An 11,656-nucleotide genomic window follows, 5' to 3' on the forward strand; every position below is an offset into this window, starting at 1 on the left:
TATACTAGAGACAGCTTTACTTGATATCAAACGAGTGGAAGGGGTTTTGAATAGAATGAACATTGCAACCATTGGAACAGGTGTGATTGTGGAAAGCTTCTTGCAAGCGATTGAACAGCTTGATGGCGCTTCTTGTCATGCCGTCTATTCAAGAAAGGAAGCAACGGCAAAGAAGCTCGCAGACCAATTTGGTGTAAAAACGACTTATACGGATTTAATGGCTATGCTAGAAGATCCAAACATTGACGCTGTTTATATTGCATCACCGAATCGATTACATAGCGAGCATGCCACGGCCGCATTAAGAAACGGAAAACATGTGATTTGCGAAAAGCCTTTCACCTCTAATGTCAAAGAGCTGGAAGCCTTAATCGCACTCGCAAAGGAAAAGCAGCTTCTCCTATTTGAAGCCATTACGACCGTTCATATGCCAAACTATCATTTAATCAAAAAACACCTTCATCAATTAGGTAAAATCAAACTGGTTCAATGCAACTATAGTCAATATTCAAGCAAATACAATCAGCTGCTAGCCGGCGAAACGCCAAATGTCTTTAACCCTGAATTCTCAGGAGGAGCGTTGATGGATATTAATATTTATAATGTCCATTTCATCATGAATCTCTTCGGATCACCGGAGCAGATCCGCTACCAGGCAAACCGTCATCCCAATGGCATCGATACATCTGGTGTTTTGACTTTCACCTACAATGATTTCATTGCGACAAGTGTCGGCAGTAAGGATACAAGCAGCATGAATTTTGCATTGATTCAAGGAGAAAAGGGCTTCATTCATGTGAAAAATGGGGCGAATGGCTGTGAGGAAGTGCTGCTTCATGTGAATGACCAGGTGATCTCACTTAATGCACAAACAAATTCAAACCGCCTGTTTTATGAAGCAGAGGCTTTTCAGCACATCATTGAAACAAATAATCATGAACAGTGCTATGCATGGCTTGATGAGAGTCTTTCTGTGATGAAAGTCCTTGATGCTGCAAGAAATGATGCAGGTATTGTTTTCCCAGCAGATCAATTTTAATGATAAAAACCGCCTTCTACACGAGAGGGCGGTTTCTGACAATTAAATACTCTTTGAATACGCCACAAGACGCTGAGACATGTGATTCACTTCATCGACTGCGGCATTTACTTGCTCTGTTAAAGCAGCCTGTGTTTGCGTAAGAGCTGTCATATTCGAGATATTTTCAAGAATTTCATCAATTTGCGTTTTCATTTCCGTCAAACTAGATTCGATATTCTCCGTTGCATTGGCACTATGAAGCGCCAGCTTACGCACTTCATCTGCAACGACCGAGAATCCTCGTCCCTGCTCACCAGCTCTCGCTGCCTCAATCGCAGCATTTAGACCAAGCAGGTTCGTTTGGTTCGCTACTTCTTTAATCAAGTCAGAAATATTTTTCGTCTCATCTGCACTATTTTTTGCTAAGTGTGCGGCAGACGTTGACTGCTCTTGAGCGACAGCCAGCTCCTGCGCTTGATTTGTCACAGAGCTAATGCCTGATACCATTTCGCTGATTGAACTTGAAAGCTGTTCTACTTGTGAAGCCATTTCATCGGCTGTTTTCTCTTTGTTTTTTTCTAACGTGATGTCACGAATGGTTCCAGCCACACGAAGAGGTACACCTTTTTCATCACGAATGGTTTCACCACCGGCATGATACCAGCGATACTCGCCATTTTTACTCTGCAATCTGTAATCAATATCAAATGGTGTGCGTCCAGAGTGATCATTTAAATGATCTGCAAAGGCTTGGAGAGCTTTTTCTTGATCCTCAGGATGCAGGCGGTCGCTCCAGCTGCTTAATACGTTCGGGAAATCCTTTTCGTCCGTAAAACCAAGCGTTTTTCTGAACTGCGGGGACCACCAGAACTCATTGTATGGATTGACTGGATCGCCGGCCTCTACGACCATGTCCCAAGGAGCCTCCACAAGCGCACGGTTGATCAAGTCATATCTCGTCACGAATGCTTGCAGTTCTTCTTCTTTCAATTTCTGATCATGAATATCAAAAAGAGCTCCCGCCACACGAAGAGGGACACCATTTCGATCACGAATGGTCGTGCCAGTTGCTTTGAACCAGCGATAATCTCCGTTTTTCAACTTCAAGCGATATTCGATATCATATGGTGTACGTCCCGAATGATCCAATAAATGCGAAGAGAATGCATTTAAGGTATATTCTTGTTCATCCGGGTGGATTCGAGATGCCCAGCTGTCTAAAACATTTGGAAAATCGTGCTCATTTTGAAAGCCGATCATTTTGCGGAAATCATCCGTCCATGTGAATTCATTTTTTGGATTGACCGGATCTCCAGCGATAACGACCATATCCCATAAACCAACTTGAATGGCTTTTGTCACTAAATTCATCCGCATTTGAATATCTTCATTTACTTCCTGCATCTTTTGCAAAGCTTCATTTATTTGGGCTACTGCTTCAATCGTTTGACTTGAAGAGAATGCAGCAGTATCTATTCTTGCTGAAAGGTCTCCCTTCTCAATTCGTTCTACTAATCGACTGCTCTCATTTAAAAGGGTTCCCGACGATGAATCATTTGCTTTTCTCATAAACATCTTTCATAACTCCTTTCATTTCTTCATGCTTTTTTGAAATATTTTACAGTTATAAACAATTCTTTATTAGGACTTTAGTAACACAGTTGATATATCGACAAAAACTGAAAATTGTTTATGTCAGAATGAAGGCAAATGTTCATTTTTTCACGAAGTTTCAGATTTTGGGGATGGGTCATAGAAAGGACTTATGGAAGAAAACGGCTCATTTGATAGAATCAACCGACTTTTTTGTCTGAAAAATCTCTTTTTTTATATTGACACTGACGTCCCGAAAAAAGAAAATGGAACATAAGCATTTTTAAAAAAGGAGAACGTCATGAGCGCGAATCAGGAACAACAAGAATTAAAAAAGCTTTTATCACCGCGTCACATTCGCATGATTGCATTGGGCGGGGTCATTGGTACAGGAATCTTTAAAGGAAGTGCCGATACAATCGGTTTAGCAGGTCCTGGGGTCATCTTTTCCTATGTATTTGCCGGATTATTATTGCTCATCGTGATGGCAGCCTTAGCTGAAATGGCGATTGTCTATCCAGGAAATAACCTTCGCGACCTGATACAGATTGCGCTTGGTCAACGTTTTTCATTTGTCGTCGGCTGGGTTTACTGTTTCATGTGGCTCACTGTGTGTGTCATCGAGATTATTGCGGCAGGCAGCCTGCTTCAATACTGGTTACCGAACGTGCCTCTATGGTCACTATGTTTACTCTGCTCACTCTTAGTCATTGGAATTAACTTAAATAATGTAAAATACTTTGGTGAAATTGAGTTTTGGTTCGCTGGAATGAAGATTTTCGTTATTATTGTGTTTATTATTCTTGGTGCAGCCCTATTATTTGGGATCATTCCGAACGAACAAAGCACATCTGCACTCACCAACTATCAAAACTTCGTCCCGAACGGATGGGGTACGATCTTTGCCTCTTTATTAGTTGTTATTTTCTCTTACGGGGGCTCTGAATTGATCGGGCTGACCATTACAGAAACAAAGGATGCCGAAAAGGTCTTGCCTGGTGTTGTTAAAAGTATGATGTGGCGTATTATCTTATTTTACACTTTGCCGATTTTGATCATCTGTGGACTCATTCCTTGGAATCAAATTGATCCAAATAACAGCCCATTTGTTCAAGTCTTTTCAGCAGCCGGTATGCAAGGCGCCTCTCACTTCATTAATTTCGTATTGATTACAGCCGTTCTATCGGCGGCCAATTCTGGCATTTATGGAACGACGAGAATGATGCATTCTCTCTCTAAATCAGATGGCGGTCCGAAAAAACTGGCACAGGTCAATAAAAGAGGCGTACCCATTTTGAGTTTATGGGTGACCGTTCTGTTTCTTCTCATCGGAACATTCTTTGCTTACTTATATCCAGAGCAAATCTTCAGTTATATGCTGGCTATTCCTGGTTTTGCTGTTTCACTCATTTGGATTAGCATTTGCATGGCACATCTGAAACTTCGCCCGAAATATCCACAGGAGCCGTATTTCAAGGTGTGGCTGTTTCCGTATTTGACTTTATTTGCAGGTCTTGTACTAAGTGTGAGTTTTGTGATGTTTCTATTCAGACAAGAAAACTTGCCTAGCTCAATTATCAGCATTGGTTTCTTAATCGCAGCCATCATTGCTTCATTCTTAATGAAAAAGAAGGCTTAAACGCTAAAACCCGCCATTGAGGCGGGTTTTTTTCATGAGCTGCTGTCTTCTGTCACTTCAAAATCAATCGACGCTTTCGGGATGCCGTTGATGATGATTGTTAATGTATGGATTCCTTCATAGTGTTTTCTTGTCGTCATATTTTGAAAAGACTGTGTCCTGACGAATTCTCTATGTAACGCTGAGCCTGTTTCAAACTCTGTGATTTTAAATACCTTTTGATTGCGGGTCCCCCGAGCTTTGACGTAGTCTATGGCATACTCTACACGCAGCTTTAGCGGCTTATCGGCTTGTAGGGTAAAATGAAATGTCATTTTCTCACCGATCCGAATAGGGTTTTGTATGATCTTCAAATCCGTTACCTGAACGGATGGATCGTCCCCATAGCCAAATAACGCCATAATATCTGGATCTCCTTTTTTGAGTAAGGTACGAGATGCATGTTTGACAATCCAGTTCGTATGTTTGTTGGTTCCATACCAGCTTTGAACCGTCTGTTTCATCAGGTCTGGCTGTATTGCAGAAATATCATTTAAATGATTCGCTACACTTTTTTGCACATACCGCGACGGGTCTGCCTTCAAGTTTTCCAAAATGGGCAGCGTGACCGAAGGATTCTTTTTAAGCGAAGGGACAGATAAGCCCCATGGCAGACGCGGTCTGCAGCCTTCACTAGCCAGCCTCCGCAAATGCTCATCTTGATCCTGAGACCATACGAGCATTTGCGCCAGCATTTTGTCTTGATCTTGAATCAGAAATGGCCGAACGGCAAATTCTGAAGTGGAAAAGGGTGTGAAGAATTCGAGCGCCTTGATCGAGAGGTCCCAGTGTGCAAGGCCATACGTCTCGACGTAGTCTGGAAATACGAGCGCACTAAGCCCTGAAAAATGCGGGGCTGCCTGACGCAGTACCTCAATTGCCTGCTCATAATCCTCTGGTAGACAGGCATGCATCGATTCAGTGACTCGTCTCATCCGTCCTTTTAACTCAAGCTGCTGCCAATCCTCTTGAAATACGAGCCGCTGGAATGGCTCAGCATCAAATACAGTTGAAGCCTGCGTAAGTTTCTCCGCTAATTCTTGGATAAATAATTCATTGTACACATGTTTTAATGGTTCGATCGTGTCCGCCTCCCACATTTCAATATCATTATTTTACCCCAATCTGAAAAAAGTGGTATTAAAAACAGCCCAATTCCAAAGAACTAGGCTGTTGTTCGCTATATAAACATATTAATGATCATAATAAATGCAATGGCACTAACGGAAATGATCGTCTCCATAGCCGTCCATGTCAAAAACGTCTCTTTAATGGTCATACCAAAATACTCCTTGATCAGCCAAAAACCAGAGTCATTGACGTGAGATAAAATTAATGAACCTGCTCCTGTTGCTAACACAAGCAGCTCCCTGCTCACATCAGGCATAGTTGCAGCAATTGGTGCTACAATACCTGCTGCCGTCATCATGGATACCGTCGCAGATCCTGTTGCCACACGAATCACTGCAGCAATCAGCCAGCTAAGCAAAATCGGTGAAATCGGCGAGTGTTTGGCTAAATCTGCAATATAATCACCGACACCTGAATCAATGAGCACATTATTGAAAGCTCCTCCTGCTCCAATGACAAGCAAGATGGAAGCGATCGGACCTAAGCACTCATTACTAAAGGAAAGCACCCGGTCACGGCTCATTCCTTGCATAAAGCCAAGACTGAAAAATGAATAAACTGTTGCAATCAGCAGTGCTGTTATTGGATCTCCGATGTACTTGAATACCTGGAACCACATATTGTCCTCTGGTAAGATAATGTCCGCCAATGTGGCAAGAAGCATCAGAATCACCGGCACCAATATGGTAAACATCGTATTCGCAAAGCCGGGGAGCCTTCGATCTTCATTTCGTTCAGTGAATTGCTTTCTCAGCATCTCCGGAACGGGTTTATGTATCCGTTTTCCAATCCACTTACCGTACAGCGGGCCAGCAATAATCGCTGTCGGCAATCCCACAATAATAGAGAAGAAAATGGTTTTCCCCACGTTGGCATGATAGATGCCAACGGCTGCCATTGCCGCTGGATGAGGCGGGACTAGCCCATGCACGACAGACAGGCCAGCGATTAACGAGATCCCAATGGTTACGAGCGAGATGCCTGTTTCAATGGCAATTGTAAAAAGTAAAGGAATGAGAAGAACGAAACCGACCTGGAAAAAGACAGGTATCCCCACGATAAAAGCAACAAACATCATTGCCCAATGCACATTCTTCGTCCCAAACCGGCCGATTAAAGTTTGAGCTATCCGCTCTGCTCCCCCTGATTCAGCCATCATTTTCCCAAGCATGGTACCAAGCGCTAGAACAATGGCCAGCAATGATAACGTATTGCCTAATCCCGTTTTAATCGATTGAATGATTTCCTGCAAATCCATCCCCGTCGCAAAGCCCACTAGCATCGAAGTAATAATTAAGCTCACAAACGGATTCAACTTAGCGACTGTAATGAGAATGAGTAAAAGGACAATCGCCGCAATCACGATGAATAAAAGCATGTTCTCCCACCTTTTCCCTGATGTTTAACGATTTTGTTTTAATTGCAGCGCACTAATGACATCAAATTCATCCTTCAGTTTGTCATAGAGGCGCTCATATAAATAAAACAGCTCTATGTAAGTTTCATTGTTCTTCATATTAGGTTCATGACGAGCAGAGATTCGAATCCACTCTTGAACCTCTTCTATCTCTTCCATATGACCTAAACTATAAAGTGCAAGGACAGCCGCCCCAAGTGCTGACGCCTCGTAGCTTTCTGGAACAAGCACTTCTCTACCCATCGTATCCGCTAAAATTTGCCGCCACAGCGGAGATCGTGCAAATCCGCCCGAAGCTCTGACATCCTTTGCTGAACCGGTTAAATCCCTTAAGGCAACACCGATCGAGAAAACACTCATAATGACGCCTTCTAACACCGCTCTAATAAAATGCTCCCGCTTATGCTGAAGACCGATGCCAAAGAAGGTGCCTCTCGCATTTGGATTCCAATAAGGTGCCCGCTCACCTGATAAAAATGGCAGAAACAACAGACCCTCAGAACCAGCTGGAACCTTTTCCGCGATATCCATCATCAGATCGTAAGGGTCCACCCCTAGACGCTTTGCTACCTCCACCTCTGACGACCCAAATTCATCCTTCAGCCATCTCAGCATGATCCCGCCATTATTGGTCGGTCCTCCTACAACCCAATGCTTATCTGTCAGGGCATAGCAGAACGTTCTTGATTGCTCATCTGTAATTGGTTTGTCTACAACCGTACGGACAGCACCGCTTGTCCCAATCGTAACAGCCACCTCTCCTTTGCCAATCGCGCCCACACCTAAATTCGCTAGAACGCCATCATTCGCACCAATGACAAATGGTGTATCTTCTTTAATGCCCATGCGCAGTGCAATCTCTGGCTGAAGTCCTTTCAGTTGATATGTCGTTGGGACAAGTTCAGATAGTTGACTGGCTTCAATTCCAGCAATACGAAGCGCCTTCTCATCCCATCGAAGCGCTTCCAATTGGAACAGTCCCGTTGCTGAAGCGATTGAATAATCGACGACATACTGACCGAAAAAATGATAAAGAATATATTCTTTGATCGAAATAAATTTTGCTGCCTTCTTGAAGATTTCAGGTGCCATTTCCTTGATCCAACGTATTTTTGAAAGCGGTGACATTGGATGGATCGGTGTACCTGTCCTTTTATAAATGTGGAAGCCATCCATATCTGATTTGATTCGTTTCGCTTGTTCTGCACTTCTGTTATCTGCCCAAATGATACTGTTCGTTAATGTTTTTCCATCCTTATCCATCACAATTAAGGAATGCATCGCTGTACTTATCCCGATGCCTATAAGATTTTCTTCATCAAATGCTGCTTTCGTCAATGCACCTCTTACACTCGCAATGACGGCTTCTAATATCTTTTCAGGATCCTGCTCAACCCATGCTGGCTGGGGCTGAATGAGCTCATAAGGAACTGAATGCTTCGCTAATACCTTCCCCTGAGGTCCAAACAGAACCGTCTTTGTACTTGTTGTTCCAATATCCAAACCAATTACCGCCTGGTTTCCCTTCATCTGTATCACGCCCAATCATTGATTTGAAGTCACATATGTAGTTTTTGAATTGCCTGTTAAATCCCATTATAAAAATAATTTTTTCGACATTCAACGACCGAAAAGAAAATAATTTTCACTAAAAAGCTCACAATCGTTACCACATCAGCATTTTTCATTATCAGAAAAATTTATTTTTGGAATCATTACACCCTTTTTTGTGAAATGGTTTCTCGCATTTGCTTTAAATTTGTTATTGTTTCCTGCTGCCTTAAGTGAGCAAGTGCAAAATATAGAACGTCAATGACCGTCAGCTGAGCAAGTCTTGCGGACATCGCTTCTGTTCGAAAAGCCGTTTCTTGTGTCGCAGTATACAACGTGACATCTGCAAGCTGACTCAATGGAGAGCGCTGATAGCTTGTAATACCGATGGTTTTTGCTCCTTTACTCTTTGCTGTTTTCATCGCATCGAGCAAATCTTTATTTCGTCCAGAATGAGATATACCGATCACTGTACTGTGCTGATCAAGAAGACCAGCAGACATCGCTTGAAAGTGAGAATCTGTGTGAACAATACAGTTGATGCCTGTCCTCATAAATTTATGAAAAGCGTCTGTCGCAATGAGGCCAGACCCACCACTTCCATAAAACTCTAAGCGTTTTGCTTCATGAATGATTTGTATGGCTTTTTCTACATCCTCTGGATTCAACAATTGAAAGCTATCCTTTAAAGCGGATATATTCGTCTGAAAAACCTTTTGCATAAAAATAGCCATATCATCATCAAGACTCATTTCTTCATCTACATAATTAGGCTTTGTTTGGTCTATTTCCTGGGCAATAGCAATCTTCAAATCTTGAAAGCCCTCAAATCCAAGCCTTTTACAAAGACGAAAAATCGTTGCCTCTGAGCTTGCAGTTTTTTTCGCAAGCTCGACAATAGATAAATGGATGATGTCGCGGGGCTCACTCGTAATATGCTCTGCAATTGCTTTCAGCTTTGGCGGCAATCCCCTGCTTGCTGCTCGTATTTTTTCAATACTACTTAAACTAACAGAAGCCAATTGACTTCACTCCTCCCTTATTCATGTGAACGCATACATTTCCTCATGTTCCCATCTTATAAAAAAGAAGCCTGTTTGCACAGACTTCTTTTTTAAGCGTTCATTGTTTTGATCAATAAATCAAAGAAAGCGTCAGCATTTACATCCGTACACACTTGAACGTTGCGCTCTTTCTCCCATTGATGCTGAAAATCACAGATCATCTGTCCATCACAAAACTCACTCTTCGTCTCGACGTCCACATGAAAAGCCTGTGTGCTCACGAGCTGCTTGTCAATGGCAAGACTGACAGCAAGCGGATCATGCATGGCACACGCCCACACACCATTTCGTTCAAAATAGCGCTGGCAGTAAATGCTTGTACTCTCTCTAATATAATGGGCCAACGTTTCATTCTGAATCGCATCAATTCTTTCATCCGTAAGCAAGACCTGTCTCGTGACATCTAATCCTACTTGAGTCAATGAAGGGAACCCTGCATCCAGCACTAACTTCGCCGCTTCTGGGTCTGCATATGTATTAAATTCCGCTACCGGCGTGACATTCCCCTGTCCTTCAACGACACCACCCATAAAAATGACTTCATTCACGTGAAGAATCAGCTCAGGACACTTTTTCACTGCAAGGGCTAAATTCGTTAAAGGCCCTGTCAACACAAGCGTAACCTGCTTCGAATACTGTATCACTTGGTCGATAATAAAATCAGGCGCAAAACCAGCATCTGCTTTCTTCTTAGGCTGAGCATCCTTTAAAGCACCGCCAATCCCATCCTCGCCGTGCACCCGATGTTCATAATGGGGCGCTCTTAAAAGAGGAGTTGCTGAACCTTTGATGACAGGAATATTATCTGCCTCAACCAGCTCAAGCACTTTACACGTATTCAATGTAGCCGCATCGACAGACACATTCCCACATACAGTTGTAATGCCCAAAATATCAAACTGCTGACTTTTCACCGCCAGCAAAATCCCAATCGCATCATCGATTCCAGTATCTACGTCCAAGATCAATTTCTTTTTATTTGGCATGGGTGAAATCTCTCCCTTATTTGAAAGTGTTGTTAGGGGAATGATAGCATATTCCTTTTTCAACGATTTAGGGAATATTAGCAGGTTGATCTTATTACTCTTTTTCTCCAGTCTTTCAGATATTGTTCGCGTTCTTTTTCGGTGAAGCTTTTAAGATAATCCTCTTTAACTTTAGGTTCATCTTTATATTCATCCCAGTCTATAAAGCGATCTGATAAGTCAGGAGAATGACTCATCGAACCTATTTCATTAGATTTGTATATTAATGATGCAGAAAAATGGTATTTATCAGGCTCATTATTTATATATCCATCAACTGTGACATAACCCATAGGGCTTATAGATACATTTTTTTTAAATGTGATGGTTTTGATAAAATTGTGAATATCTTCTTCATGTAAACGTTCTTCAATTTTTGGTTTCATCTTTTCTGCGAACTCTTCAGCTTTTTCTTGATCGCTCATCTCTTCCACTACATCATCTGACAGACTCTGTTGAATGCACTCTATAATGAACACAGTTACCGAGACGATGACGACCACAATTATAATAGAAAGTTTCAATGTATTTCTCATAAAGACAAAACTCCTTAATGAACTTTAACCCAAATAAAAACAGGTAAGCTAGTACCTGTTTTACTCTATTTCTCCAATGTCCTTTAGATATTGCTCTCGTTCTTTTTCAGAGAGTCTATTAAGGTAGTTTTCTTTTATCTCAGGCTCATCTTTATATTTATTCCAGTCTTTAAAACGATATGACAACTCTGGGGAAAAGCTCATAGAACCAATTTCGTTAGATTTATGCATTAAGGATGCTGAGAAATAAAATTTTTCAGCATCATCATTTATATAACCATCAACTGTTACATATCCCATTGGACTAATGGATACCTTTTTTTTGAATGTTATTTTTTCTATAAAATGATGGATATCTTTTTTATGTAATCTTTCTTCGATTTTTGGTTTCATCTTCTCTGCAAACTCTTCTGCTTTTTCTTGATCATTTTTCTCTTTCACAACAGTTTCCCCTCCTGAATCATTCGATTTTTCTTTCTTATCTTGTTGGATAATAAGAGAAACTATTAGAATAATAACGATAGTAAATAATATAATCACAACTTTGATTGTGTTTTTCATTAGATAAATCCACCTTTGTTAATCTAGAGGATTTTAATCCTCTTTTTATAGATATCTATCATACAATATCATATAATAT

Annotated in this window: 10 protein-coding genes; 2 read left to right on the top strand and 8 right to left on the bottom strand. The window is 41.5% G+C overall.

Going from position 1 to position 11,656, the window contains the following annotated elements; translation table 11 throughout:
* The first annotated feature begins 55 nt into the window (after positions 1-55).
* Positions 56-1,039: a Gfo/Idh/MocA family oxidoreductase gene (locus tag MHH54_RS18175; RefSeq protein ID WP_106029425.1), complete on the top strand. Its 984-nt coding sequence runs from the start codon at positions 56-58 to the stop codon at positions 1,037-1,039.
* A gap of 42 nt (positions 1,040-1,081) precedes the next feature.
* On the opposite strand, the gene MHH54_RS18180 is transcribed toward MHH54_RS18175, so the two are convergent.
* Positions 1,082-2,596: a PAS domain-containing protein gene (locus tag MHH54_RS18180; RefSeq protein WP_003214957.1), complete on the bottom strand. Its 1,515-nt coding sequence runs from the start codon at positions 2,594-2,596 to the stop codon at positions 1,082-1,084.
* Between the two features lie 319 nt (positions 2,597-2,915).
* On the opposite strand from MHH54_RS18180, the gene MHH54_RS18185 reads away from it, so the two are divergent.
* Positions 2,916-4,253: an amino acid permease gene (locus tag MHH54_RS18185; protein WP_342500515.1), complete on the top strand. Its 1,338-nt coding sequence runs from the start codon at positions 2,916-2,918 to the stop codon at positions 4,251-4,253.
* A gap of 32 nt (positions 4,254-4,285) precedes the next feature.
* On the opposite strand, the gene MHH54_RS18190 is transcribed toward MHH54_RS18185, so the two are convergent.
* The 7 genes from MHH54_RS18190 to MHH54_RS18220 form a co-directional block, all read right to left on the bottom strand.
* A complete protein-coding gene (locus tag MHH54_RS18190; protein WP_342500516.1) occupies positions 4,286-5,392 on the bottom strand; it encodes a DNA alkylation repair protein in 1,107 nt (368 codons plus the stop codon).
* An 80-nt stretch (positions 5,393-5,472) separates the two neighbouring features.
* Positions 5,473-6,801 carry a GntP family permease gene (locus MHH54_RS18195; RefSeq protein ID WP_113387507.1) on the bottom strand — a complete coding sequence of 443 codons (1,329 nt, stop codon included), beginning with the start codon at positions 6,799-6,801 and terminating at the stop codon, positions 5,473-5,475.
* Between the two features lie 24 nt (positions 6,802-6,825).
* Complete coding sequence (gntK, locus tag MHH54_RS18200) at positions 6,826-8,370, bottom strand: gluconokinase (protein ID WP_342500517.1); 1,545 nt, start codon at positions 8,368-8,370, stop codon at positions 6,826-6,828.
* Positions 8,371-8,555: 185 nt separating this feature from the next.
* The gene (locus MHH54_RS18205) at positions 8,556-9,413 is read right to left on the bottom strand and encodes a MurR/RpiR family transcriptional regulator (protein WP_044140358.1); all 858 of its coding nucleotides are present in this window, start codon (positions 9,411-9,413) and stop codon (positions 8,556-8,558) included.
* A 92-nt stretch (positions 9,414-9,505) separates the two neighbouring features.
* On the bottom strand, positions 9,506-10,441 hold the full coding sequence (locus tag MHH54_RS18210) for a nucleoside hydrolase (protein ID WP_106029421.1): 936 nt from the start codon (positions 10,439-10,441) through the stop codon (positions 9,506-9,508).
* Positions 10,442-10,518: 77 nt separating this feature from the next.
* Complete coding sequence (locus tag MHH54_RS18215; RefSeq protein WP_003215290.1) at positions 10,519-11,016, bottom strand: DUF1433 domain-containing protein; 498 nt, start codon at positions 11,014-11,016, stop codon at positions 10,519-10,521.
* 60 nt (positions 11,017-11,076) lie between these two features.
* Positions 11,077-11,577 (bottom strand): DUF1433 domain-containing protein, encoded by a 501-nt coding sequence (locus tag MHH54_RS18220; protein WP_034620291.1) that lies wholly within the window; start codon positions 11,575-11,577, stop codon positions 11,077-11,079.
* Positions 11,578-11,656 lie beyond the last annotated feature (79 nt).

Source organism: Bacillus sp. FSL K6-4563, from assembly GCF_038630405.1.
GTDB lineage: Bacteria > Bacillota > Bacilli > Bacillales > Bacillaceae > Bacillus > Bacillus pumilus.